Below are 23,602 nucleotides of genomic sequence, written 5' to 3' on the forward strand. Positions count from 1 at the left end.
CTTTTGACTTTGATTTTAAGATCAAGATCAAAAGATCGCAGCCTGCGGCAGCTCCTACAGAGAGCGATTACAAACTGGCGGAGACCTTCTCCGCCACATCCTTCGGCACCCACGCCTGCCACACCTCTGGATGCGCCTTCATGAATGCCTTTGCGGCCTCCCGTGGCGCAGTGTGTTTCTCGCTCATCTCGGCCAACGCCTTGTTCAGCGGCGCAATCGGGAAATCCACTTTGCTGAAGAACTCGGTAATCTGCGGATACTGCTTCTGGAACGGCGTAGACACCCCGATCGACAGTTTCGAGGCCAGGGAACGGGTCGGTTTCGGATTGGGGTTATCGGCATCGGTCAGGGTCTTCCACGCTTCGGCATCAAACGGTGGCTCTTCCAGTTGCACCAGTTTGAATTTGCCCAGCAACGGTGTCGGCGACCAGTAATAGAACAGCACCGGTTTGCCCCGGCGGATCGAAGAACTGATCTCGGCATCCAGCGCCGCACCCGACCCGCTGCGGAAGTTGGTGTAGTCATCCTGCAGGCCATAAGCGGTCAGCTTCTGCTTGTTCACCACTTCCGAGGTCCAGCCAATCGGGCTGTTGAGAAAACGGCCCTTGCTCGGGTTTTCCGGATCCTTGAACACGTCCTTGTATTGCTTCAGGTCACTGACGCTGCGCAGATTTGGCGCCAGCGGCTTGATACCCTTGGCCGGGTCACCCTTGATCACGTACTCCGGGACCCACCAGCCTTCCGTAGCGCCCTTGACCGTATCACCGAGACTGGCGACCTTGCCCTCCGCCTCGGCCTTGACCCACACCGGACTGCGTCCGGCCCACTCCTCGCCAATGACCTGAATGTCATTGTTGGCCAGCGCCGTTTCCAGGGTGATGGTGGTGCCCGGCAGCGTATCCGTCGGCAAGCCGTAACCTTTCTCGACGATGATCCGCAGGACATCGGTGATCAGGCTGCCGCTTTCCCAGTTCAGGTCGGCAAAATGGATGGGCGTTTGCGCCGCCGTCACCGGTTGTGCCGATGTCAGTACACCAAACGTGACCATGCTGGCGGCCAGTAGCCGTCGAAATCCTTTCATGCTTTTGCACCTCGTGCTGTTCACAGCAATAGCAGGATGGCCTGGCAGAAGACCGCAAGCCTCTGAATACTCAGTCAACTGACTGTAGCCGAGGTTCCTGCTTTTTCCGGGACCCTATCCCGACGAGGTTACGTTTCAGACTTTTCCTGCAAGCTTTGCAGCTCGCGTCTGACCATGCTGGCGTATTCCGCAGGCCGCAAGGTGTAGATCTGCGCAGCCACCCAGTTCAGCCACGCGCCTTGCATTCCGGCTTTGGCGTTGAACAGCCGCAAAGCCTCTTCACGTGCTCGGTCGAGGTGCCGGGAATGGAAGTCAGCGCGATTCAAATCGCCAGTCACTCGCTGGCCTTGAACGTGACCAGCTCGCCCTTGCGCCACTTCGCGGCTTTGCCGGTGACCGCTTTCAGGGTTTTGGTCAGGCCTTCCTGCAATTGCTGATGCGCGGCAAACACCGTCACCACGCTGTGGCCTTCCTTGAACAGGATCGCGTGACCCTCCGCTGTATCGACAAAGGCATAATCGCCCAGGCCGTACACCGTCAGTTTGATTTCGCGAAAGCGGATGTCCATCTTGCCGCCTTCACGGCTGGGCAGCACCGCCGCGCTGAAATGATCGCCGACCTTGAGCTTGAGCCCCGGTTTGTCATCGACCACCAATGCACTTTCGGTGTCGATCTCGGCCACGTAAATACCTTCGGCGTTCTGTTCGGTGATGTAAACAAAACGCGATTGAAACAGCTTGACCAGCTTTGCACGCAAATCACCCAACACGAACAAAGCATGCATATCGAGATTACTGACTGCCAAAGAAACATCCCCACATCTGAAAAGTACCCTGCGCCAAAACGCGCACGGCAAAAAAACGGCCAGGCCGATGCTATTACCGATTGACTTCAGTACACCTGAAACAAGCGGAGCGCCCATACATCACAAGTTCGCAAGACTACTGGAAAGTCAGGCGAGAAACTTGCCTCGACGTTCGCCAGGCTTTGAAGGAAAAATCTTCATTGAAGCGCAACGAAGACGGACTACAAACTTTAGGGAAAAAGCTGACGAAAAAAAGCCCTTTTCCGACATATCGCCGGTAAAAAATTGCTTTAGATAGGCACCTGTCGCCAACAGACACTGGCGATTCTAGAGCAGCAATGCTCCTTCCGACTACCCGAACCGACCTGTAACCGTCGGCTATCTCATGAAAAGGACTTCATATGTGCACTCTGACTCACTTTGCCCAGCCTTCCAACCTTGGCATTGACTCGCCATTCGTACTGCAAGGCACCGATTTGGCTGAACTGGCGGAGCACGGACCAGGCAATCACAGACCTCGATTTCAGGTAGTTCCGGCGGGCAATGCGTTCTTTCATATCAAAGAATCATCCACCGGTCGTGTAAGAGGTTTCCGCGAAGATCATAACGAAGCATGCGCCCTTGCCCGCTCGCTTGAATCACGAATCGAACTCTTGTCCAACGGCCGCCTCAGATAAAGAGCGAGCGAGAGCGCCATTCCGGCCAACGCAAAAGGAGTAAACGATGGAACTGCCAGCCTATGATCTGAAAACCCTGTTCGACCAACTGGGCCTGCCTTCGGAAAACGAGGCAATCGACGATTTCATCGAAGCGCATCCGCTGGACGCCAACACCAAGTTGATTGATGCCGAGTTCTGGACGCCGCAACAGGCGCAACTTCTGAAAGAGTGGTTGCGCGCCGACGGCGAAGAAGCGGTGATGGTCGATGAGTTGAACGTACGCCTGCACGACGGACGTTAATAAATGTCAGTGCAGGCTGTCGCCAGGCTCGGCCATCAATTGCGCGAGCCAGGCAGCCTTGCACTCCTCCGCCTCGTCGCGACTGGCGAACGCAGTGCCGCGCCGCTCACCGTTGAGCAGCACCACCCAGCAGACACTCTGGCCCATCGCGCGCAATCCGGCGGGCACGCCACTGCCAATCATCACCGCGACATCGACTCTGCACATATTGACCTCTCGACTTCATTAGCTACCTAACTAATAGCCATGTTAATGACTTCGTCGCAGAGGAAACAGCAATGCCCGTGCACAGATTCATTGCGCGAGCGGTAACAATCGATCAGCGCGGACTCTCCGGTTTATAACCCAGGCGCAGACCGCCCCAATGCCGGCCCTTGACCATGATCGGCACCGACAGGTCATGCATCAGCTCGCCGGTATCGCGGGTGTACGTCTGCAGTAGCACCGCTTGCTGATGACTGCCGCAGCGAATCCCGGTGCGGTCAGCGAACTTGCGCTTGGTGCGGTTGCCCACCGCGTCGACCTGCGCGTCACCGGTCAACGGCTGACTGAATGCCAGGTTGTGCGTCGGCACATAACCCTGCTGCGTGCAGGCGATGGCGAACACCAACCCCTCATGACGCGGCAGCAACGGCTCCTGAATCGCCGGCAATACCTGATCGGTGTAGCGGTCGAAACGGGTCTGAAACTTCGGCGGTTGCGTTCCGGGAATCGGTTGATATTGACGGTCGAACAAATCCTCAAGGCTGATCCGCCCCTGCTCGACATCCGCCTCGAACCGCGCCGCAATCTGACTCGCGCCCTCACGCGCCAAGTCATAGACGCGCTGGTGATAGTCATCCAGACCGACTTCGGCCAGGCGCTCGCTGATGGTTTCCGCCTGGCCTTCCATCTGCACTGCGGCCTCGGCCAGGCGCCGGGTCTGCTGATCGCTGATCGCCAGATCGCTGCGCATCTGTTCGATGGCCTTGAACAGGCTGTCGAGCTGCTCGCGATTGGTTTCCGCACCCCGGGCGATTTCGCCGACCTGACCTTCCACCCCGGCGGCCAACCGGGCGATGTTTTCCAGATGCTGACCGGTGTTCTCGACCTGCTCGACGCCGGTCTGCAGATCACTGGACAGCTCGCGGATCTGCTCCACCACTTGCGCCGTGCGCTGCTGAATATCGGCGACCATCTCGCCGACTTCGCCCGTCGCCGACGCCGTGCGCGCCGCCAGACCGCGCACCTCATCCGCCACCACCGCAAAACCCCGGCCATGCTCGCCGGCCCGTGCCGCTTCAATCGCCGCGTTCAAGGCCAGCAGATTGGTCTGGCTGGCGATGGACTGAATCACCAGCGTCACCCGTTGAATGTCGTCGCTGCGCAGGCTCAGGGCTTCGATCAACTCACGGCTGGCGTTGGCGCGTTGACTGAGTTGATGCATGCGCGCAATCGAATCCACCAGTTCGGTGCGCCCCGCCGCGCTGCTGTGATGCGCTTCGCTGGCGGCGTCCAGCGCTTCACGGCTGAGCTGCGAAGTGGCGTGTTCGGTGGCGATCATCACTTCGGCGTTGCTGACAATCTGCGCCGCCGCGTCGAGTTGCGATTCCAGTTTGCTCGCCAGTTGCTTGACGGAAAACGCCACACCGGCGGCTGACAGCGCGTTATGACTGGTGGTGTAGGAAAGGTCGCGAGTGAGTTCGGAAATCGCGCTGCCGGCATCGACAGGGGCAAGATCGGGGATGGCACGCGAGCGCAGGCGCGGCAGCCAGACAATCAGCACCGCCAGCGGCAGGCCGATGTACAGCGACCATTCACCCAGCGTCATGCCGGCGAGCAACAGCATCAGGGCGATGCTTTGCAGGGTCGGAGCGATCCAGCGGTTTTTCGGCAACAGCACTGGTGCGGGCAAAGCCCCAACCAGAGATCCATCTCTCGTCATTTCAACACCCCACGCGTGTTCTCATTGTTGTGACTGCATTAAACGCCACTAGAACGCCATTATCCATGGTCCGTTAGTCGTGGGGTCTGCAGCAGGTCAATGGAACGGTGCGCAAGATATCGCGGACGAGCAAAAGCAAAGATCGCAGCCCCGTCAGCTCGTCTAGGAGCTGCCGAAGGCTGCGATCTTTTGCAGGCGCCCCCCATTCAGGGGGCAGCCATGGAATCAGGCCTGACGCTGGTGCTTGTCGATCTGCTCGTGACGCTCTTGAGCTTCGATGCAGTACTTGGTGGTCGGGCTGATCAGCAGGCGTTTCAGGCCGATGGCCTCGCCGCTGTCGTCGCACCAGCCAAAACTGTCTTCCTTGATGCGCTCAAGGGCTTGTTCCAGTTGCGGCAGCATGCGCTGGTCGCGATCGATCGCGTTCACCAGCCAGGTGCGCTCTTCTTCAACCGAAGCCGCGTCCGCCGGGTCGGCCGGAGTGTCCAGGCTTTCGATGGCGATACGGTTTTGCTCAATGCGCTCATGGGTTTCGACTTTCATGTTCTGCAACAGCTCAGTGAAGAAAGCGTGTTGCTCGGCATTCATGTAGTCATCTGCCGGCATGGCCAGCAACTTGTCCTTTGTCATTGATATCTCTATAAAAAAACGTGCATTAAGGCGAAATAGGGAGCGTTCCGGCGAACCGTGTCCGGTCGACGAAAAGGCATCGTTTATTGCAAACGCCACCCGGCACTCAATTTACGAAGGGGCGGCAGTCTAAGGCCCGTTTGAGGCCTCAGCAACTGTAAATACCGGGAATTTGTCCGACAAGCCCAGTAAACAGCTCTGACACAGGCGTCATGGCGGTCATCGGAGTGCGTTTATAGCAAGAAATTCAGTCCAACGGCTGTATATAGAAGACAAACGGCTAACCACTGGCGCCTCATCGCCAATTTTTCTTCTCCCGGTGCATCGTTTCAGCCAAGCAGAACCCCAAAAGCCCTCCTACCATCAGCCACAAAGTGATTTGATCAGCCTGAAGGAAGACTTATGCCCCGCCCCGATCTGCCGGCCAACGACGAGCCTGCCCTCGCCTGCCCCCCGATCAATGCCGAGCGTCTGCTGCAACTGATCACCGACGAATACGACACCCTGCCGCGCCAACTCAAACGCATCGCCAGCTACATGAGCCAGCAAAGCGAGCGGATCATGGTCGATCGCATCAGCGACATCGCCCGCGAATGCGAGGTGCATCCCTCCGCCATCGTGCGCTTCTCGCAGCGCTTCGGCTTCAGCGGCTTCAGCGAAATGCAGGCGCTGTTCCGTGCCGCCTATACCCACAAAGCCTCGCCGGTGCACAACTACCAGCAACGCATCCGCAGCATGATCGCCAACCAGTCGCAGCAGGCCAGCGACGGCGACCTCGCCCGCGAATGCATCGACGCCACCCGCTCCGGCATCGAACGCCTGGGCCGCGAACTCGACGACGTCGCGTTCGAAAAAGCCGTCGACCTGATCGTCAACGCCGACAACATCTACGTCGTCGGCGTACGTCGCTCCTTCGCCGTCGCCGACTACCTCGTTTACAACTTGCAACACACTCACAAGCGCATTCACCTGGTTTCCGGGCTGGGCGGCAGTTATCGCGAGCAGATGCGCAGCGTGCGTAGCGGTGATTTGGTGATCGCCATCAGCTTCACCCCCTACGCCAAGGAAACCCAACACTGCCTGCGCTACGCCCGCCAGCAACAGGCCAACACCCTGATCCTCACCGACAGCCACCTCTCGCCGTTGGCCAAAAACGCCAACAGCCTGCTGCTGGTGAATGAAGGCAGCGCATTGGCCTTTCGTTCGTTGAGTGCGACGTTGTGTTTGTGTCAGGCGTTATTTGTGGCGGTGGCGTATCGGCTGGAATTGAATGTGGATGAGATTCACGAGCAGGCTGGTTTTGACGACTGACATTTGCCTCAGGCTCGGCTAGGTTATGCCTTCCCACCGGTTCGACTTGAAGGAACGCGTCATGAAACTGATCGGCATGCTGGACTCCCCTTACGTGCGCCGCGTGGCGATCTCGGCCAAACGCCTAGGGATCGACCTCGAACATGAATCGGTCTCGGTGTTCCGCCACTTCGAGCAATTCCAGCAGATCAACCCGGTGGTCAAGGCGCCCACACTGATCCTCGATGATGGCGTGGTCCTGATGGACTCCACCCTCATCCTCGACTACCTCGAAGCCGCCAGCGGCAAAAGCCTGTTGCCGAGCGACCTCAAACAACGCGCCCACGCCCTGCGCCTGATCGGCCTCAGCCTCGCCGCCTGCGAAAAAGCCGTGCAGCTCTACTACGAACGCAACCTGCGCCCGGCGGACATTCAATACCAGCCGTGGGTCGAGCGCGTCGAAGGCCAACTCGCCGCCGCCTTCACCGCCCTCGAACAGGAACTGGAAAAAACCGGCCTGCCCACCGACGGCACCCTGACCCAGGCCGGCATCAGCCTCGCCGTCGCCTGGAGCTTCACCGACCTCGTCGTTCCCGACCAGATCGACACCCGCCGCTACCCGCACATCGCCCAGTACACCGCGTACGCCGAAACCCTCGAAGCGTTCGTCAGCACCCCGATGACCTGACCATGAGCGCCACCGACACCGCCGCCCCGGCGTTAAAGGAAATCTTCAACGCCGAACGCCTGCAACACATCGCCAGCGAAATGAGCGCCGTGTACCCGGCGTTCAAGGCCAAGGCGTTTCTCAAGCACGCCAACCAAGGGTTGGCGGAATTGTCGGTGATGCAACGCATGGCCCGCGTCAGCGAAAGCCTGCACGCCGTGCTGCCGCTGGACTACGAAGATTCCCTCGAAGTCCTGCGCCAACTCGCCCCCCGCCTCAACAGCGGATTCGTCAGCATGTGCCTGCCGCACTACGTCGCCAGCTACGGCGGCCACGCCTTCGATACCTCGATGCAAGCGCTGAAATACTTCACCACCTTCGGCTCCTCCGAATTCGCCATCCGCCACTTCCTGCGTAGCGACCTCGAACGCTCGCTGGAACTCATGCACGACTGGACCCAAGACCAAAACCACCACGTCCGCCGCCTCGCCAGCGAAGGCACCCGCCCTCGCCTGCCCTGGTCATTCCGCCTGGAAGCCGTGCAAGCCAACCCGCAACTGACCGCCGGCATCCTCGATCGATTGAAGGCCGACGAGAGTCTGTACGTGCGCAAGTCCGTGGCGAACCATCTGAATGACGTAACCAAGGAACAGCCGGAATGGGTGCTGGACACGATTGAAGGCTGGCCACTGGAGAACAAACACACGGCGTGGATTGCCAAGCAGGCGCTGCGCAGCTTGATCAAACAGGGAGATTTGCGCGCGCTGACGGTGATTGGTGCGGGGGCCAAGGCAGAGGTTGAGTTGCTGGATGTGCGGGTTGAGCCGGCGGTGGTGAGGTTGGGTGAGGCGATTACGTTGTCGTTTACGGTGAAGTCGACGGTGGCGCGTGAGCAGCGGTTGGTGATTGATTATGCGATTGACTATGTGAAGGCGAATGGCGGGGTTTCGGGGAAGGTATTCAAGTTGAAGACGGTGGAGTTGGCGGGGTTTGGGGAGGTGGTTGTGGGGAGGCGGCAGGTGATTCGGGATTTTACGACGCGGAGGCATTTTGTGGGGCGGCATGGGGTTAGGGTTTTGGTGAATGGGGAGGTTTTGGGGAGTGGTGCGTTTGAGATTGTTGCTGATTGATACTGCTAAGAGATTCCGTTGATATGGCGGGACTCGGGCTGATAGGGAATTACGGAAGTTGGCTGCTTTCGGCCATAAGCGGACGTTCATGAACGACAGCTTCCGGCCATTAGCTCCCGCTCATGCCTCAATAAATAGGGAGTAAAGTTCACCAACAGAGATGAGCCAAGATTCGTTATGACTACCGCTGTGCATGATTGAGGAAAGAAATCGCTAGCGGAGACTGGTTGTTCGCCGGTGGGAGAAGCGATAGCGAGCACTGTACAGGTGAAAGGGTTATGGCAATATGACTTCATACGTCGTTGAGAATGCCTCATGCTGGCGTACACATAGGACGTGCAATGACATCGCTGGCAGCCCACCTCACTTGGCTTGAGCACAATGAAACCTATACCTCGGCGTGTGGGCGCTCAATCAAAGTTTATCGATTCAATCATAACGCAATGGATAGTTCCATAATGTCCGATTGGGCGAGACATTTTAGAAATCACTATTGCAACGACCAAGAACTACGTTACTTAAAAAATCCCACAAAGACCAAGTCTGAATATTTAATAACCGAAAAATTTCCCGGTGAATCGATTGCTCCAGGCCCTAGCATTCGAGCCGGGGATTTTGCAGAAATTCTAATAGCCGATTATCTTCAATACATTAGAAATTACGCAGTCCCTCGAACGCGCTATGATCGTAAGATCATTGCAAATGAATCTATCAAGGGGTCAGACGTAATCGCGTTTAAAAAAACGCCGAACGTAATCAGTGAAAACGATGAGTTATTGATATTTGAAGTCAAGGCAAAAGTAACTGAAAAGACAAAAGTCAACGTACTTCAAAATGCAATTGATGACTCCGTTAAAGACGAAGTCCGTATCGCAGAGTCTTTAAATGCCATGCGTCAGAGGTTGTTTGATCGACGAGATTATGATGGGGTCGATTTGATAGAGCGCTTCCAGCGCGAGCCTGATTTCCCTTGCAAGCGTAAGTATGGCGCTGCTGCAGTTTACACCTCGTCATCGCTACACGAGAGCGTCGTAAGTGCCTCACATGCTGGCAATCATCCTAGCGCCGATAGCTTGGAGCTACTCATAGTGAGTGGGGCTGAGCTGATGTCACTGATTCACGAGCTGTATCGGAGAGCGGCAGATGAAGCTTGAAAATAAGGGACGTGAAATCCTTGATATCACACGTGCTAAAGCAAAACAGTATGAGTTTGGGATTGAAGAGGAATATCACGTTGACCTTCCTCAGGATCCTAAGCGATTGCTAGTATTCACAATTGGAGTGCTCGGGGAGTTGGCTGCACTTGAATCCCGCCCTTCAGATGAACGCGAAGGACATAAACAAGAACTGAAGCAACAATTAGTACTTGCTGGACAGTTTTTTGAATCCTTAAGTCTGTCTCGGCTGACAACTGAAATAGATGAATATTTAAAGATTTTGAGCTCCGCTTCCTATTATCTTGCCGATATGCCTGGTAGTTCATTGGTTTTAGCCAGGGCAGTTGCAACAAATCCCCCAGAGCTGACAAGCAGCAGACTGGAATGCTTATTAGTGTGGTTGCTAAAATCCGAACTGAACCAAAACTTCGCTCTTGCTTCATTGGGGAGCTATAACGACCAGATTCGCAGATTAGCAATGGCTTACCGCGCATTTATAAATATGGAGGCAGATCTATCAGATGTAGAAGACGAGCTGAATGAATTTCGAAGTACTGTCTATGCGAGCGGCTCAGATCGTGAGGTGTTGCTGGTCGACACTATCAATGCTCTAATCAAAAGAAAAATCAATAATTCGTCATTGATTTGCTTACCTAAGTATACCGGATTGGAGCAGAATCGATGGCATCAAACGCTCGCAAACGAAAAGTTTATGAAGGAGTTCTGGCCTGCACAGCGCTTAGTGGGACGCCTGGGAGTGTTGAAGGGCGAGTCAGCAGTTATGCAGATGCCCACTAGCGCGGGTAAAACCAAGTCCATCGAACTTATAATTCGGAGCGGTTTTCTATCAGGCCGTGCAAAACTAGCGGTGATAGTCGCCCCTTTTCGTGCATTATGCCGAGAAATTACTCAGGGTTTCATGGAATCCTTTGAGCATGACCCTGTAAACATCAACGAGCTTAGAGATGTAACAAGTGTGGATGAGGATGAGCAGGAATTTCTTAAATTTTTGCTTGGTGAAGATTTTAAAGGAAAACACGATCATACTGTGATTGTTTCAACTCCGGAGAAGTTAGTTTATCTACTTAGGCATGAACCTAGTCTCGCAAAAAAAATCGACTTGTTGATATTTGACGAGGGCCATCAATTTGATAGCGGGAAAAGGGGGGTAACCTACGAGCTCTTGATTGCTTCGCTGAAAAAAACAATACCTGAGAATGCGCAGAAAGTATTGATTTCAGCGGTTATGTCTAATGCAGGAACTATTGGCGACTGGCTAAATGGGGAGTCCAGCCTAAGTATCCAAGGTAGTAATTGGCTGCCATCTATCAAAAGTGTAGCTTTTCTGAGCTGGTTTCACGATATGGGCCAACTGAGTTACCTCCGGCCAGACAATAAACGCGATAGCGGCTTATATGTCCCAAAGATAATCCAACAGTCAAGCCTTGCTCTGCGGGGGAAAGAATGGAGGCCTCGGTTGTTTCCAATAAAGACCGAAGTTCAGTCCATTTCTTGCTATCTGGGACTTCGACTGTGTCAACAAGGGCCAACAGCTATATTTTGCGGCGATAAAAGAACAGTCATTAGTCTATGTTCAAATGTTGTAGATGTGTACAAGCGAGGATTATCACTTCCTACACCAAGCTCAGTTTCAGACGCCGATGAACTACAGAAAATTGCGTTCCTGTCAAATCTACACTTTTCAGATCAACACATTTTTTCTGAATCCATTCCGTTGGGAGTATTACCTCACAGTTCAGCCATTCCAAATGGACTCAGAATCGCGGTTGAATGGGCTATGAACAAGGGGGCCGGACACCTCGTCGTTTGCACCTCGACTCTCGCTCAGGGTGTGAATCTTCCTATCAAATATCTTCTAATCTCAAACTTGATGCAAGGTGGTAAAAGGATTTCCACTAGAGAGTTCCAAAACCTTATCGGTCGAGCTGGACGAGCAGGCTATCACACTGAAGGAAGTATAATTTTTACCGATCCAAAAATTTACGACAATCGCTTTCATTGGAGTGGAGGTAAAAAATGGGAAAGAACACTAAAGCTTTTGAATTTTAATAACGCTGAAGACTGCATGAGCAGCTTGATGGAGATAGTTCAGCCATTCCCTTTGATAAAAGGTGAAAATGACGTTCTCGACTTTGTTTTAAATCCGCTGAACGAAAGATTATTATGGCGTAAATGGTGCGAGGAAAACGAAATTCCTGAGGATAGCTCAATTGAGCTAATGCAAGATTTCGATAAAAAGGAGGAAGTCCTTCATTCCATTGAAAGCTATTTCATGTCAACCTTGAAGGATGACAGCACTTTGCTGTCGACGGAGTACTTTCTAGACCTCGCTTACGAAACACTTGCTTACTATCTTGCCACTGACGTCGCTAAAGATCAGTTGGTGGCGATATTTTCTGCGATCCATTCAAGGTTGAGCGTGACACCTGTAGAAAAATTCTCCTATTATGGGCGAACCTTACTTGGGCTTGATCAGCTTATTTACATTGAGAGTTGGATAGAGTCTCAATTGTTTGAACTTGAATTTTGCGACTCTCCTCAAGACTTTCTTGAAGTGTGCTGGCCCTTAATCACAATGTTTTATAGAAAGAAAATTACTTCTAATATCTATCCGCAGGAAGAGGCGGTAAAAATTGCCGCTCAGTGGTGCAATGAAATCAGCTACGCAGAGATCCTGGCTTACGCCAAATCAAACAGTTTTTCTTTCAGGGCAAAGAACACTTACTACTCTATTACTCAAGAGCACATTGTAGACTTTTGCTCTTCTCTCTCTTACGATGGGATGTTAATAGTTGGAGCTGTCGGAGATATCGTCGAAGGCAAGGCTATGAGTGAAACATTGCTTAACCATGCAAGGTTGCTTCAAAATCAGCTCAAGTTCGGCCTATCAGACGAGTTCAAAATTTGGTTGCATGGGCAAGGCTTCCCTGATAGAGAGGTATGCAAGTTCGTCAGCCAGAAATTAGAAAGCGTTCGAGAAAACAAAAATATCATTGATTACAAAATATTAAAAAACAACAAGGAAGTTTTAAAGGATGCTCTGTCAATGTTGCCTAGCGCGTTTTTAGCGCCAAGTTTTTTTGGCTGATCTGTCCTGACGAATAGGAGCGCTCAGCGAATTTGATGGCTCTTCTTGCTTATCCTTGGCGATCTCGGATCGGCTGTGTAGGAAAAGGTAATTTCTGAAGATTTGAGAAGGAACTTAAACCGCTCTTGCCCAAAACACTAAGTGCGAAAAATTATGGTGAAGTCGTGGTTCGAGGGTGCAATTTGAGTGGGTGATTACGTACCTGCTACTCCCAGCAATCCTAGCCGCTTAGCTTCCAGATGTGACATGTATTTTATGGGCTGAAATTCAACTGAGAAGTTAGACTTGCTACGCGAACCCTGGAAGAGCTGGACATGTTCATTTTGTCCTGCGAGAACTAACGCGATAATCTCAATCGCAGTGTGGGGCATGTCTGGGCCGAAGTAGATGCCGGTGAGTGCTTCTGAAGTATACCGATACGCCGTGCCAGCTTGGCTATGAATAGCACGCCACTCGTGCTCGTAAGCCCAATCAATCGCTTTTGTACAATAGAGATCGGATACAGGGTCGGAGTCTTCACCGCATAGGATTGGAACGATGTCGATAATAGGCATGTCTTGTGTGTAGCGGACCTTCTTAATCTTGTGAAATGGATCGGCCGAAGTTGAAAATTGCAGACAGAAACCTTTGCAATGATCGCCGTAATGGGACCACATCAACAAGTTGTCCTTCTTCTCTGAAAAGCAGCTGACCCCACGTTGTGAAAGAAACCTTTTGATCATGTCATCTAAGGTTTTTCGACCTATGCGAAGGAGCATGTCCCGAAGTACAGCAGGAGATGCCTTCTCGAACTCTCGCCGAACTCCATTTTCGATTTCGGTCTTCGCTAAGTAATGGCTTCGTAGTTTCTCAACATCGGCGTCAGTTGGCTCCTTGATTCGGGGTGAAAGCGCGCAGTCGTAAGGGTCGTTGAAAGCGAGCGGGGAAGTGAAATAAATTATTTGATCCTTCAGGTTCTGAAGCGACTGTGCGGTAAAGCGCTCGTACTTGTAGAGGTGCAGCGGCGATGACATGGGTTCAAATTCCTAGATAAAACCTGACGCTACTGCTTCGCCATCAGTCTGTCCACTATCCGCTGCTGGCATTAGCGACCGTTTTTTAACGTCCGCTTATGGCCGAAAACGGCCCTTCGTTGGACACAGCAATGATTCGATATAGGAACAGGCAGGAGATGTCCTCTTGCTGCCTCCTACCAAGTCCCGTACGGAATGCCGAATTTCTCGATATACCGCTTAGACTTTTCGCTGACGGGATACGCATAGCGCCCTTGGTTCATACCTTGACTAGGCCCCAGCGGTTCCACCTCTGCCTGTGCTCTGGCGACTTTGACAGGATGGTGGCATGAGTCTCGAACCCAGACTTGCACGACACCACCGGGCGCCAGGCCCAAGTAGAGAGACGCGCTATAGCGCCCCTTTTGTTCAGGTGTTTTAGCGCAGCGCTGATTTACGGACTCAAGCATGAGTCGCCTGGCTTCCTCTGGGATATCTACCCAGACCTTGTACGTTTGCGGTTCAACAATGGATTGCCAACGGACATAGATCCTTTCGGGAAGATCAGCACCAACAACATTTTTTCCGTTACTTCCTACGCCGTGCCAACCTTGAGCAGATGCTGTTCCATCCTCTGGCTGCCCGCCTGAGGCGGATCCACCTCCGGAGCGCAGGAATACTCTGCCTTTAATGTCTTCGACCGAAGTGTCCTCAACCCAGACTTTCATGTAGTTGGGCTCAGTGAAGCCTAGCTCCCACCAAGGAGATTTGGGGTCGTTTTTGGCTGATAGCGGATCACTTGGCTGGCACCCGCTGATCAAGAGAACACAAATCATCGTTGTAAGTAGTTTCATCAGATGACTGTTACCAACTTCCGTACGGAATGCCGTACTTGTCGATATAGCGCTTGGCCTTTTCACTCACAGGGTAGGCATAACGACCCCCATTTTTCCCCCGCTCCGGACCCAGCGGGTCGATTTCGCCTTGCGCTCTAGCAACCTTGATTGGTCGGTGGCATGAATCCCTCACCCACACCTGAACAACACCACCCGGAGCGAGCCCCAAATAAACTGAAGCCATGTAACGCGCTGTTCTTTCGGGCCTTTCCGGGCATCGTTGATTTGTGGAGGTCACCATTATTTGTCTGGCCTCCTCAGGGATATCCACCCACGCTTGCCAAGTTTTCTGCTCGACGATCGATTGCCATCGGACATAAATGCGAATGGGTAGATCGGCACCCACCACTCTTTTTCCGCTGCCTCCCACCCCTGTCCAGCCGCGGGCAGACTCAGTACCGTCTTCAGGTTCTCCGCCAGCAGCAGTCCCCCCGCCGGTTCTGAAGAAGACTCTGCCGGTAATATCCTGCACCGAACTGTCCTCCACCCAAACCTTCATGTAATCGGGTTCAGTGAAAGCCAGTTCCCACCATTCGGATTTAGGATCATTTTTGGCCGAGAGCGGATCAGCAGACTGGCAACCGGTCATGAGCAAAGTAAGAAGTAAGGTGACGATTAGTTTCATTACCAGAGAGTCCAGTCAGGTACATGGGGATGTTGCACACGAATCATGTCTTCGGTGGGTGCGTTGATGTAGACGGCTCGGATACCACTGCCATCCCTTCTTCCAAGTGGATGATTCCAGTTAGCGGACATATGAATGTATTTCAACTTCAGCAATTTCTCCTCATCCTGAGTCGTGCTGTAGTCACCCGCCACAAATCGATCACACAGTGCCTGCAGTTCTGAGGGCACCGCCAGAGCCGCCGTTCCGGGAATCTCGTTGAATCGAACGCCCTTTTCCTTTGCGAGGCTATACATCACTCGCAGGTACACCCTCGACAAAAGGCCGCTCACAGGACGTTTGAGTTGTACGGCGGCATAAACACGCTTCCTGCGAGGGCTGAGCCGATCTTGTTGATCTACAGGTAGGAGAAGCGCTTCAGGAGTAACAATCTCCAGCATGTCTTCAGACCAGCCTTTGGAGACCCACTGATTTTTCAAAGACACAGCATCCCGATAGATGGACGTGGTAGATACATCGGTAAACTGCGAGACCTCAAGCGTTTGCATCGGACTGACGAGTACACACTCCTCAATCTCATCGCGGTAGCCACCACCAATATCGGAATGCACACCTGGAAGAGTGATTTCCAGGTGATCGGCTTTGACGCGACTCAATGCAAAGTTCGCCCGATACTCATCACGCGCGGACAGCTGAACGACATCAGTAAAAAAACGACGGTCCAGGTAGAGCTTGATGCCCGTGGCGACTGGACTCTTTACATTCCCCAGATTGGACCAGCCAGCAATCGAAGGCACGGTGTCGAACAGACCAATGAATCCCATATTGATACTGCTTTTGTACTGGTCAATGAAGGTTCGACTGAAGTCACTCGCATTGCTGCGGAATATATTCCCTAAGGGACCCTGTTTTCCGCGAACGACTTCATTTGCAAAGTGCCGTGCGGCCGCAGCGCCTCGACTGAAGCCGAACGTATCGAAAGTCAGAGACGTGATTTCACTGTTTGGATTGTTATCCAGAACATCTTCAATACGCGATTTGATCTCTTCAAAAGAGTGCTGGACACGTCCCGCGACCCCCGTATCACCTCGACCTGTGCCAGCGCCGAATTTACTGTCCTCTTCACCTGACCGGGTACCGATCCCCTCGACGTAAATCATGCGGAATGCTTGCTTGTGCGAACCATCGCCCTCCGCCTTCTGAGGTGCGAAATAGAGCTCACTCAGTTTTTGCACATTGCTGATGTCGTTGGCGTAGCTGCTATCCGGATCACTCATGTACGGCTTGCAACTGGCATCGATATCCTGCGGCGCAATGGGATGATGAGCACCGCAGAGCAACCCCGCAGCGGAGTTGTTCGCATTGTTGCCAGTACCATCAAAGAACACCCCAATCCTCAACGCAATGCCGACTTTCTCAGGCTCGCGCGCAGGTTCTTTCCCGTGTTTCTCGTACTCAGCCCAACGCTGGGCATGAATATCGACGGGTTTGGCTTCTTCGTAGCGGTAGTTTTTCGGGGGGTTGGGAACGTAGCCACTCAATCCTTGATTCCTTGTTCTGATCCTTGAAGAACGGGCCGAAGGGTGACAGCCGAGGCTTGGGGGCGCAAGGCGTGGCTCTGTGCCAGCCCGGTTGGGATTGCTGGGTGCGACGAGGGTTTGGGCTCGTCGCACCGGGGTGGTCAGTGGGCGATTTCGACGTTGTCGAGGGCCTGGTTTACGGCGAGTTCGCCGAGCATGACGACCTGGGCGATGCCCAGTGCGGTTTTGCGGTGGGAGGTGTCGAGTGTGGCGGCGAAGTTGTTGAGCATTTCGCTGGCGGAGCCGAGGGTTTCGCTGGCGTTGGCGAGCAGGGATTCGGTGTCGCACTTCGGGTTGGCGAGGTACATGGGTTCGGGGTTTTGGGGGCTGGCCATGATTGGGGTGGCCGGGGTGAGGTAATGGTCGAGGGCGCGTTCGGCGGCTTCGTGGAGTTTTTTGGAATCGAGGGATTCGTACGGGGATGCGAGGTCGGTTTCTGGTGGGTTGGGTGTTGGTTTGATCATGGTGAAACTCCTACGTCAAAAAAGGGAGCCATCACTCTCGCTACCAAACGAGGGTGGCGGCCATGCGCAGGTTGGTAGACCGGGACGTAGAAAACCGGCGCGCCCGAAGACGCCCTGTGCATGACCACCATAAAGCCGTGTCGAACAGACACTGCAAATCATGATGCTTATGCAATCTACGAGAACTCAGGGCTACCAAACCCGATCACTGTTTTTCAGCGACCGACAGACGATAGAACCCGCGCTCTAGACGCACAAGCCGGCGGATTCTGGCGTACTCGTAGGCGATGGCGCAAGGCGTTGTAGGGCTTCGGTGGTAACGGCAGGCTTCACATAAACATCCCGATTGTTTCCTGTTTATCCGTCGGTTGAACGGGCTACCGATCCAGCACCCACCCCGCAATGATCGGAATGCACTGTTCCGTCCAAAAAAGTCATTTACGCACCTACCTCGCCATCGCTCGGCTCGCTAGAGTGCAGCGCTCTTTTCAACGGGCTGACGTACTGATGAATCTGTGGTTTCGATTGCTCTGCATGCTTTTTCGCCGACCGTGGCGCAAGCCGGTCAATGCGCTGGAATCCACCGTGATCCGCATGCGCGTGTGGCCGCTGGAGCTCGATTTGAATCGGCACGTCACCAATGGTCGCTACTTCACCATGGCTGACGTCGGGCGCATGGATTTTGTGTTGCGCAGCGGCGCGTTTCGGGTGGCGCTGCGCGCTAAAGCGTTGCCGATTGTTGGCGATACCTGGGGCAAATTTCGGCGTGAGCTGAAGCTGTTTGAAGCGTTTGAAATTCACAGCCGGATGCTTGGCTGGGACGACAAATGGAGCTTCATGGAGCATCGGTTTGTGAGCAAGGGCCGGGTGATCGGCGTGGTGGTCATGCGTGGGCTGTTTCGGTCGGCGAAAGGCACGATTGCGCCGGGTGAGTTTGTCAGGGCGTTGGGGTTGCCTGAGCAGTCGCCGGAGATGCCGGCGTGGTTGACGTCGTGGTCGGCGAGTTGCGATCTGATGAGTCTTCAGCTCAGGGGTGAGGAGGTTTGAGTGATGGGTTGGCTGGGCTGGCGTCTTCGCGAGCAAGCTCGCTCCCACAGGTTTCGCGCACGGCTTGGGGTGGGAATAAGGCGCCAGTGACGGTATCGCAAAAGAGTCTGACGGACTGTCAGTTCTTACAGGTCTCTTCCAGTTTTCGCAGGGCTAAGCTGGCCCGACTGAAGGAAAACTGAGGAACTGATCATGGGCCGCATTCGATACTTGTTGCCAATGAGTGCTCTGCTGCTGGCCTTGCAGCCAATGATTGGCTATGCCGGTGTCACCTGGACGTATATTTCGCTCGAGGTGAATTTCCGCTGTGATAACGGCGTCACGACACAAGGCTATAGCGTCTACGCGGTAGGTGATCGGCCGGAGTTAGGGAATTGGGTCCCGGCCAAAGCGGTTCGACTCACGCCTTCCGACTACCCCTCTTGGTCCGGCAAGATAAAATTCAACAACGTAAAAGGCGGTGATGTCGTGGAGTGGAAATGTATCATCCGCAATGACAGCAACCCCAGCGACACGACCTGGCAAACAGCCCCCAACAATCAAGTAACCATGGCTTTCAGTCCCACACCTCTGGCGACGGGAAGCTTCTGAATCGACCGTATGGCGCTGCGGCTACAAGCTCGAACTCTGACCTCGGCCGCGGGTCACGTTGATCAGCGCCACACGCCTGCGCTCGACGTTGGCATGCCATAGCGTGGACGCGAAGTGTTATTCGGGCAACTGCTGCGCTCTTCAAGACGCCACAAAAAAACCTGTGGGAGCGAGCTTGCTCGCGAAGGCAGTGTGTCAGTCAGCGATGATGCCGGCTGACACGACGCCTTCGCGAGCAAACTCGCTCCCACAGGGATTGGGGGTTGAAGGAGATCAGGATTATTCCGTACGGCCCGGCAACATCCGCACCAGCGTGTTATCCCGCACCCAGTAGTGGTGAAACAGCCCCGCCGCTGCGTGCAAGCCGATCAGCCAGTAGCCCGCGCTGCCCAGCGTTTCATGCCAGTACTTGAGTTGTTTGGCGAAGTCCGGGTCGATGGCGACTGGTGCCGGGACGTGGAAGCCGAAGTACGGGAACGGTTTGTCGGCGGCGGCGAGCATCAGCCAGGCGAAGATCGGTGTGGCGATCATCAGCACGTACAGCGCCAGGTGCATCAGGTGCGAGAGGCCGGTCTGCCAGGCTGGCGGCTTGGGGGTGATCGGCGGGCGTGGCGTCAGGCGACCGAGCAGGCGCACCCAGACGAGGATGAAGATGCTCGTGCCGAACAGGCCGTGGAAGCCCATCAGCAGGCCGCGCGCTTCGCTGCCCTTGGGCATGAAGCCTTTGATTTCGACGCAGGCATAGACGCCGACGAACAGCGCCAGCATCAGCCAGTGCAACGTAATTGACAGTTTTCCATAACGGGTTACGGCGGTGTCGCGGGTCATAAGAAGCGCCTCGTGATTGTCGTGAGCGACGGTCGATTCGTTCGACAGTCTCGATCCGGTTGCAGGGCGAACCGACGGTGCCACCCTGCCCTTGCAGTCTTAAGACAATCTGAAGATTGCCCGTTGATTAACCTTTTTTCACCTTCAGACTTCGTTAAGAAATGCCTCCGATACTGCGCTCAAACCATTGAGGGAGGCGCTCTGCCCATGCCCGATTACCACTGGAACATTCCCCTTCCTCTACGTTTCGGCCAGGCCGAAACGCCGCAGATGACGTTGACCGGCGCCCTGCCCGACGACGCGCTGCGAGAGACTTTCGAAGCCTTCATCCAGCAGCGTTTTCGCAAGGCCCACGGCGCCGACATTCGACACTTTATGCCCGAGCTGTTCGGCATGCACAACGGCGACAGTGAACTGTGCGCGGTGGCCGGGGTGCGTCGTGCCCATCAAGAGCCGCTGTTTCTCGAGCGCTATCTGGATGAGCCGATCGAACCCTTGATCAGTGCGGCGGCGGATCGTCCGGTTGAGCGTAGCGCCATCGTCGAAGTCGGCAACCTCGCTGCCAGCGACACCGGCAGCGCACGCTTGAGCATCATCGCCATCACCTATCTGTTGGCCATGGGCGGTCTGGAATGGGTGACCTTCACCGGCAACATCGGGCTGGTCAACAGCTTCCATCGGCTCGGTCTGAAGCCAGTGACATTATGCGCCGCCGACCCGGAACGCCTGGGTGACGAGCGTCAACACTGGGGCAGTTATTACGAAAGCAAGCCGTGGGTGCATGTCGGCAACATCCGCGCCGGCTTCGTCCATTTGCGCAATATCGGCCTGTTCACTCGATTGGGCCTGCCGACTTCGATTGAAGGAGCCTGCCATGTCGCTTGAACTGCAACGCTTCCAGGAAACCCTGCGCGACCATGCCCGGCGCAATGACAACGCCACCGCACTGTGGGGCGATACGCTGAAACTTGATTACGCCACGGTGTACGCCGAGGTGCTGTATCGCCAGGAACGCCTGCGCGATGAACAGGCGCAAGTCGTTGCCCTGGCGCTGGATAACGGCGTCGATGCGATGCTGTGGGATCTGGCTGTGTTGTTCGAGGGCTTGACCTGCGTGACGCTGCCGCCGTTTTTCAGCCCCGCGCAACGGGTGCATTGTCTGGAACAGAGCCAGGCCGAACGGGTGATTGCCGAACCGGAGCTCGCGGCCGAGCTGCTCGCCGCCGGCTATGAACAACGCGGCGAGTTCTGGTGCCGCACCTTCAGCGGCCCGAGCCGGATGCCGGCCGGCACCGCCAAACTGACCTTCACCTCCGGCACCACCGGCACACCGAAAGGCGTGTGCCTGAGCGCGGACAGCTTGCTGCGTGTGGCGCGGGAGCTGGATCACGCGAGCAAACCCACCGATCCACAGCATCATCTGGCGTTGCTGCCACTGGCGATTCTGCTGGAAAACCTCGGCTGCTACGCCGCGCTGTATGCCGGTGCGACGCTGAGTCTGCCGAGCCAGAAAACCTTGGGCATCCAGGGCGCCAGCGGCGTCGATGTACCGCACCTGTTGGGCTACCTGGCCGGTCGTGCGCCGGAGAGTCTGATTCTGGTGCCGCAACTGTTGCTGATGCTGGTCAGCGCTGCCGAGCAGAAAGCCTTCGACCCACAAAAACTGCGCTTCGCCGCCGTCGGCGGTGCGCGGGTCTCGGAGGATCTGCTGCACCGCGCGCAGCGTGTCGGCCTGCCGGTGTTCGAGGGCTACGGCTTGTCCGAATGCGCCTCGGTGGTGTGCCTCAATCGCCCCGGCGCGCGGCGTCCCGGCAGCGTCGGCCAGCCGCTGCCGCACGTTGAAGTGCGCCTGGCCGAAGACGGCGAAGTGCTGATCAAGGGCTCGACCCTGCTCGGTTATCTGGGGGACGCGCCGTACGCCGATGAGTGGTGGCCGAGCGGCGATCTGGGCGAGTTCGACCCCGAAGGTTTCCTCTACCTCAAGGGTCGCAAGAAGCACCAGTTCGTCACCAGTTTCGGACGCAACGTCAACCCGGAATGGGTCGAGTCGGAACTGACCCAGCGCCGCCACATCGCCCAGGCCTTCGTCTATGGCGAGGCCTTGCCGCGCAACCACGCCCTGCTCTGGCCGCACCGTGCCGATTGCAGCGACGCGGAGCTGGCCGCCGCGGTCGCCGAAGCCAACGAAGCCTTGCCCGATTACGCCCAGGTGCATGGCTGGACGCGCCTGGCGCAACCGTTCACCGCCGCCAATGGCTTGCTCACAGCCAACGGTCGGCCACGCCGCGAGGCGATTGCCGCGCTGTACCACGCCCAATTGACTGAATCCGCTGTTTCCGAGGAGTCCGCATCATGAGTTTTTTCGACACCCTGCAAGAAGCCACGCAGCAGGAACGCCACGAGCTGTTCAATCTGCCGATCATTCTTGACGCCCTGCAAGGCAAGGTCAGCCTGGAAAGCTATCGGGCGTTTCTCGCGCAGGCGTACTACCACGTGCGCCACACCGTGCCATTGATGATGGCCTGCGGCGCGCGCCTGCCGACACGTCTGGAGTGGCTGCGCAAAACGGTGGCCGAGTACATCGAAGACGAATACGGCCATGAACACTGGGTCCTCAACGACATCGCCGCGTGTGGCGGTGACCGCGATGCGGTCCGCGACGGTCAGCCCTCGCTGCCGATCGAGCTGATGGTGAGTTTTCTCTACGACTTGATCGCCCGAGGCAATCCGGTGGGTCTGTTCGGCATGGTCAATGTGCTCGAAGGCACCAGCATTGCGCTGGCTACCCATGCGGCGGGAAGCATTCGCGAGCGTCTGGCGCTGCCGGACACCGCGTTCAGTTACCTCAGCTCGCACGGTTCGCTGGACATCGAGCACATGCAGACCTATCGCCGCTTGATGAATCAACTGGAAGATCCCGAAGACCAAGCGGCCGTGATTCACGCCTCGAAAGTCGTCTATCGCCTGTACACCGACATGTTCCGTGGCCTGCCGCGCGACGCGGAGACTCAACATGCAGCTGCGTGACGCGCGGGTGGTGTTGACCGGTGCCAGTGGCGGCATCGGCCTGGCGATTACCGAGGCCTTGTGCGCCGCCGGTGCCCAGGTACTGGCGGTGGCGCGGCATGAGCAGGCGCTGACGCCGTTGCTTGAGCGCTATCCAAATTCGCTGTGCTGGGTCGCCGCCGACCTGACCTTCCTCAGCGACCGGCGCAAAGTGCTGGCCGCTGCCGAAGCCATCGGCGGCATCAACCTGCTGATCAACGCGGCCGGGGTCAATCACTTCGCCATGCTCGAACAGCTCGACGACAGCGACATCAACGCGATGCTCGCGGTAAACATCAGCGCGCCGATGTGCCTGACCAAATTGCTGCTGCCGCTGCTCAAACAGGCCGACAGCGCGATGGTGGTCAACGTCGGCTCCACTTACGGCTCGATCGGCTACCCCGGTTACGCCAGTTATTGCGCGACCAAGTTCGCCCTGCGCGGATTCTCCGAAGCGCTGCGCCGCGAACTGGCCGACACCCGGGTCAACGTGCTGTATGTCGCGCCCCGGGCCACGCGCACGTCGATGAACAGTGCGGCGGCGCAAGCCTTGAACGATGCCCTCAAGTCCAGCGTCGATGACCCGCAAACCGTCGCCTCGGCGGTGATCCACGCGATTGCCGGCGACCGCCGCGACTTGTATCTGGGCTGGCCGGAGCGCTTCTTCGTACGCCTGAACAATCTGCTGCCGCACCTGGTGGATCGCGGTTTGCGCAAGCAGTTGCCGCTGATCCGCCGCCTCAGTGAAAAACCTGATCGCGAGCCGCCAAAACCCTGAAAA

25 protein-coding genes are annotated in these 23,602 nt (G+C 55.7%); 13 read left to right on the forward strand and 12 right to left on the reverse strand.

Translation table 11 applies throughout. The features are described 5' to 3' along the window. Positions 1–67: 67 nt before the first annotated feature. The 3 genes from ACTJKS_RS13140 to ACTJKS_RS13150 all read right to left on the reverse strand — a co-directional run bounded on the left by ACTJKS_RS13140 (position 68) and on the right by ACTJKS_RS13150 (position 1,886). Entirely contained in the window at positions 68–1,081 is a 1,014-nt protein-coding gene (locus tag ACTJKS_RS13140) for an ABC transporter substrate-binding protein (protein ID WP_262948782.1), read from the reverse strand. A 128-nt stretch (positions 1,082–1,209) separates the two neighbouring features. Continuing rightward, positions 1,210–1,407, reverse strand: coding sequence for a hypothetical protein (locus tag ACTJKS_RS13145; RefSeq protein ID WP_108184379.1), 198 nt, complete (start codon positions 1,405–1,407; stop codon positions 1,210–1,212). An 8-nt stretch (positions 1,408–1,415) separates the two neighbouring features. Beyond that, on the reverse strand, positions 1,416–1,886 hold the full coding sequence (locus ACTJKS_RS13150; RefSeq protein WP_047294976.1) for a hypothetical protein: 471 nt from the start codon (positions 1,884–1,886) through the stop codon (positions 1,416–1,418). A gap of 401 nt (positions 1,887–2,287) precedes the next feature. Here ACTJKS_RS13150 and ACTJKS_RS13155 point away from each other — a divergent pair, with 401 nt between their 5' ends. Together ACTJKS_RS13155 and ACTJKS_RS13160 are read left to right on the forward strand one after the other, a co-directional pair. Then, on the forward strand, positions 2,288–2,563 hold the full coding sequence (locus ACTJKS_RS13155; protein WP_084234098.1) for a hypothetical protein: 276 nt from the start codon (positions 2,288–2,290) through the stop codon (positions 2,561–2,563). Positions 2,564–2,609: 46 nt separating this feature from the next. Beyond that, positions 2,610–2,846, forward strand: coding sequence for a DUF2789 family protein (locus ACTJKS_RS13160; protein ID WP_041062897.1), 237 nt, complete (start codon positions 2,610–2,612; stop codon positions 2,844–2,846). A gap of 6 nt (positions 2,847–2,852) precedes the next feature. On the opposite strand, the gene ACTJKS_RS13165 is transcribed toward ACTJKS_RS13160, so the two are convergent. From ACTJKS_RS13165 to ACTJKS_RS13175, 3 genes are all read right to left on the reverse strand, one after another. Next, positions 2,853–3,053, reverse strand: a complete 201-nt coding sequence (locus tag ACTJKS_RS13165) for a hypothetical protein (protein ID WP_007966907.1) — start codon at positions 3,051–3,053, stop codon at positions 2,853–2,855. 112 nt (positions 3,054–3,165) lie between these two features. Next, complete coding sequence (locus tag ACTJKS_RS13170; RefSeq protein WP_262948779.1) at positions 3,166–4,770, reverse strand: methyl-accepting chemotaxis protein; 1,605 nt, start codon at positions 4,768–4,770, stop codon at positions 3,166–3,168. Between the two features lie 225 nt (positions 4,771–4,995). Further along, positions 4,996–5,400, reverse strand: coding sequence for a TraR/DksA family transcriptional regulator (locus ACTJKS_RS13175; RefSeq protein WP_003225981.1), 405 nt, complete (start codon positions 5,398–5,400; stop codon positions 4,996–4,998). A 402-nt stretch (positions 5,401–5,802) separates the two neighbouring features. Between ACTJKS_RS13175 and ACTJKS_RS13180 the strand changes: the two genes are divergently transcribed. The 5 genes from ACTJKS_RS13180 to ACTJKS_RS13200 all read left to right on the forward strand — a co-directional run bounded on the left by ACTJKS_RS13180 (position 5,803) and on the right by ACTJKS_RS13200 (position 12,753). After that, positions 5,803–6,711 carry a MurR/RpiR family transcriptional regulator gene (locus ACTJKS_RS13180; RefSeq protein ID WP_262948778.1) on the forward strand — a complete coding sequence of 303 codons (909 nt, stop codon included), beginning with the start codon at positions 5,803–5,805 and terminating at the stop codon, positions 6,709–6,711. A gap of 61 nt (positions 6,712–6,772) precedes the next feature. Beyond that, positions 6,773–7,378 carry a glutathione S-transferase gene (locus tag ACTJKS_RS13185; RefSeq protein WP_115989508.1) on the forward strand — a complete coding sequence of 202 codons (606 nt, stop codon included), beginning with the start codon at positions 6,773–6,775 and terminating at the stop codon, positions 7,376–7,378. Positions 7,379–7,380: 2 nt separating this feature from the next. Then, entirely contained in the window at positions 7,381–8,487 is a 1,107-nt protein-coding gene (locus ACTJKS_RS13190; protein WP_262948776.1) for a DNA alkylation repair protein, read from the forward strand. A 341-nt stretch (positions 8,488–8,828) separates the two neighbouring features. Then, positions 8,829–9,641 (forward strand): Hachiman antiphage defense system protein HamA, encoded by an 813-nt coding sequence (locus ACTJKS_RS13195; protein WP_440828835.1) that lies wholly within the window; start codon positions 8,829–8,831, stop codon positions 9,639–9,641. Further along, positions 9,631–12,753 carry a DEAD/DEAH box helicase gene (locus tag ACTJKS_RS13200; RefSeq protein ID WP_440828836.1) on the forward strand — a complete coding sequence of 1,041 codons (3,123 nt, stop codon included), beginning with the start codon at positions 9,631–9,633 and terminating at the stop codon, positions 12,751–12,753. The genes ACTJKS_RS13195 and ACTJKS_RS13200 overlap by 11 nt, the downstream gene beginning before the upstream one ends. 194 nt (positions 12,754–12,947) lie before the next feature. Here the strand turns inward: ACTJKS_RS13200 and ACTJKS_RS13205 are convergent, their stop codons facing one another. The 5 genes from ACTJKS_RS13205 to ACTJKS_RS13225 form a co-directional block, all read right to left on the reverse strand. Next, positions 12,948–13,766, reverse strand: a complete 819-nt coding sequence (locus ACTJKS_RS13205; RefSeq protein WP_262948772.1) for a DUF2971 domain-containing protein — start codon at positions 13,764–13,766, stop codon at positions 12,948–12,950. 176 nt (positions 13,767–13,942) lie between these two features. Beyond that, entirely contained in the window at positions 13,943–14,599 is a 657-nt protein-coding gene (locus ACTJKS_RS13210; protein ID WP_262948771.1) for a DUF2931 family protein, read from the reverse strand. A 10-nt stretch (positions 14,600–14,609) separates the two neighbouring features. Beyond that, complete coding sequence (locus ACTJKS_RS13215) at positions 14,610–15,266, reverse strand: DUF2931 family protein (protein WP_262948769.1); 657 nt, start codon at positions 15,264–15,266, stop codon at positions 14,610–14,612. Further along, complete coding sequence (locus tag ACTJKS_RS13220; RefSeq protein WP_135296071.1) at positions 15,266–16,807, reverse strand: T6SS phospholipase effector Tle1-like catalytic domain-containing protein; 1,542 nt, start codon at positions 16,805–16,807, stop codon at positions 15,266–15,268. Before ACTJKS_RS13220 ends, ACTJKS_RS13215 begins: the two co-directional genes overlap by 1 nt. Positions 16,808–16,947: 140 nt before the next feature. Next, complete coding sequence (locus ACTJKS_RS13225) at positions 16,948–17,310, reverse strand: DUF6124 family protein (RefSeq protein ID WP_222015096.1); 363 nt, start codon at positions 17,308–17,310, stop codon at positions 16,948–16,950. A 507-nt stretch (positions 17,311–17,817) separates the two neighbouring features. Here ACTJKS_RS13225 and ACTJKS_RS13230 point away from each other — a divergent pair. Then, a complete protein-coding gene (locus tag ACTJKS_RS13230; protein WP_262948766.1) occupies positions 17,818–18,357 on the forward strand; it encodes a thioesterase family protein in 540 nt (179 codons plus the stop codon). A gap of 192 nt (positions 18,358–18,549) precedes the next feature. Further along, on the forward strand, positions 18,550–18,948 hold the full coding sequence (locus tag ACTJKS_RS13235; protein WP_262948764.1) for a carbohydrate-binding module family 20 domain-containing protein: 399 nt from the start codon (positions 18,550–18,552) through the stop codon (positions 18,946–18,948). A 279-nt stretch (positions 18,949–19,227) separates the two neighbouring features. On the opposite strand, the gene ACTJKS_RS13240 is transcribed toward ACTJKS_RS13235, so the two are convergent. Then, positions 19,228–19,776: a cytochrome b gene (locus ACTJKS_RS13240; protein WP_041062941.1), complete on the reverse strand. Its 549-nt coding sequence runs from the start codon at positions 19,774–19,776 to the stop codon at positions 19,228–19,230. A gap of 207 nt (positions 19,777–19,983) precedes the next feature. On the opposite strand from ACTJKS_RS13240, the gene ACTJKS_RS13245 reads away from it, so the two are divergent. Genes ACTJKS_RS13245 through ACTJKS_RS13260 form a run of 4 tightly spaced genes read left to right on the forward strand, consistent with a single transcriptional unit; the run spans position 19,984 to position 23,599 of the window. Continuing rightward, positions 19,984–20,661 (forward strand): thermostable hemolysin, encoded by a 678-nt coding sequence (locus ACTJKS_RS13245; protein ID WP_086790861.1) that lies wholly within the window; start codon positions 19,984–19,986, stop codon positions 20,659–20,661. Beyond that, a complete protein-coding gene (locus ACTJKS_RS13250) occupies positions 20,651–22,132 on the forward strand; it encodes an AMP-binding protein (protein ID WP_262948762.1) in 1,482 nt (493 codons plus the stop codon). Before ACTJKS_RS13245 ends, ACTJKS_RS13250 begins: the two co-directional genes overlap by 11 nt. Continuing rightward, complete coding sequence (locus ACTJKS_RS13255; RefSeq protein WP_262948760.1) at positions 22,129–22,803, forward strand: TenA family transcriptional regulator; 675 nt, start codon at positions 22,129–22,131, stop codon at positions 22,801–22,803. Before ACTJKS_RS13250 ends, ACTJKS_RS13255 begins: the two co-directional genes overlap by 4 nt. After that, positions 22,790–23,599: an SDR family oxidoreductase gene (locus ACTJKS_RS13260; protein ID WP_262948759.1), complete on the forward strand. Its 810-nt coding sequence runs from the start codon at positions 22,790–22,792 to the stop codon at positions 23,597–23,599. Before ACTJKS_RS13255 ends, ACTJKS_RS13260 begins: the two co-directional genes overlap by 14 nt. Positions 23,600–23,602 lie beyond the last annotated feature (3 nt).

This window comes from Pseudomonas sp. 22189 (assembly GCF_052045635.1).
In the GTDB taxonomy this organism is placed as follows: Bacteria; Pseudomonadota; Gammaproteobacteria; order Pseudomonadales; family Pseudomonadaceae; genus Aquipseudomonas; species Aquipseudomonas parakoreensis.

Coding starts and splice junctions, on each gene's coding strand:
- ACTJKS_RS13140 (WP_262948782.1), bottom strand. CDS start 1,081: ATGAAAGGATTTCGACGGCTACTGGCCGCCAGCATGGTCACGTTTGGT.
- ACTJKS_RS13155 (WP_084234098.1), top strand. CDS start 2,288: ATGTGCACTCTGACTCACTTTGCCCAGCCTTCCAACCTTGGCATTGAC.
- ACTJKS_RS13160 (WP_041062897.1), top strand. CDS start 2,610: ATGGAACTGCCAGCCTATGATCTGAAAACCCTGTTCGACCAACTGGGC.
- ACTJKS_RS13165 (WP_007966907.1), bottom strand. CDS start 3,053: ATGTGCAGAGTCGATGTCGCGGTGATGATTGGCAGTGGCGTGCCCGCC.
- ACTJKS_RS13170 (WP_262948779.1), bottom strand. CDS start 4,770: ATGACGAGAGATGGATCTCTGGTTGGGGCTTTGCCCGCACCAGTGCTG.
- ACTJKS_RS13175 (WP_003225981.1), bottom strand. CDS start 5,400: ATGACAAAGGACAAGTTGCTGGCCATGCCGGCAGATGACTACATGAAT.
- ACTJKS_RS13180 (WP_262948778.1), top strand. CDS start 5,803: ATGCCCCGCCCCGATCTGCCGGCCAACGACGAGCCTGCCCTCGCCTGC.
- ACTJKS_RS13185 (WP_115989508.1), top strand. CDS start 6,773: ATGAAACTGATCGGCATGCTGGACTCCCCTTACGTGCGCCGCGTGGCG.
- ACTJKS_RS13190 (WP_262948776.1), top strand. CDS start 7,381: ATGAGCGCCACCGACACCGCCGCCCCGGCGTTAAAGGAAATCTTCAAC.
- ACTJKS_RS13195 (WP_440828835.1), top strand. CDS start 8,829: ATGACATCGCTGGCAGCCCACCTCACTTGGCTTGAGCACAATGAAACC.
- ACTJKS_RS13200 (WP_440828836.1), top strand. CDS start 9,631: ATGAAGCTTGAAAATAAGGGACGTGAAATCCTTGATATCACACGTGCT.
- ACTJKS_RS13205 (WP_262948772.1), bottom strand. CDS start 13,766: ATGTCATCGCCGCTGCACCTCTACAAGTACGAGCGCTTTACCGCACAG.
- ACTJKS_RS13210 (WP_262948771.1), bottom strand. CDS start 14,599: ATGAAACTACTTACAACGATGATTTGTGTTCTCTTGATCAGCGGGTGC.
- ACTJKS_RS13215 (WP_262948769.1), bottom strand. CDS start 15,266: ATGAAACTAATCGTCACCTTACTTCTTACTTTGCTCATGACCGGTTGC.
- ACTJKS_RS13225 (WP_222015096.1), bottom strand. CDS start 17,310: ATGATCAAACCAACACCCAACCCACCAGAAACCGACCTCGCATCCCCG.
- ACTJKS_RS13230 (WP_262948766.1), top strand. CDS start 17,818: ATGAATCTGTGGTTTCGATTGCTCTGCATGCTTTTTCGCCGACCGTGG.
- ACTJKS_RS13235 (WP_262948764.1), top strand. CDS start 18,550: ATGGGCCGCATTCGATACTTGTTGCCAATGAGTGCTCTGCTGCTGGCC.
- ACTJKS_RS13240 (WP_041062941.1), bottom strand. CDS start 19,776: ATGACCCGCGACACCGCCGTAACCCGTTATGGAAAACTGTCAATTACG.
- ACTJKS_RS13245 (WP_086790861.1), top strand. CDS start 19,984: ATGCCCGATTACCACTGGAACATTCCCCTTCCTCTACGTTTCGGCCAG.
- ACTJKS_RS13250 (WP_262948762.1), top strand. CDS start 20,651: ATGTCGCTTGAACTGCAACGCTTCCAGGAAACCCTGCGCGACCATGCC.
- ACTJKS_RS13255 (WP_262948760.1), top strand. CDS start 22,129: ATGAGTTTTTTCGACACCCTGCAAGAAGCCACGCAGCAGGAACGCCAC.
- ACTJKS_RS13260 (WP_262948759.1), top strand. CDS start 22,790: ATGCAGCTGCGTGACGCGCGGGTGGTGTTGACCGGTGCCAGTGGCGGC.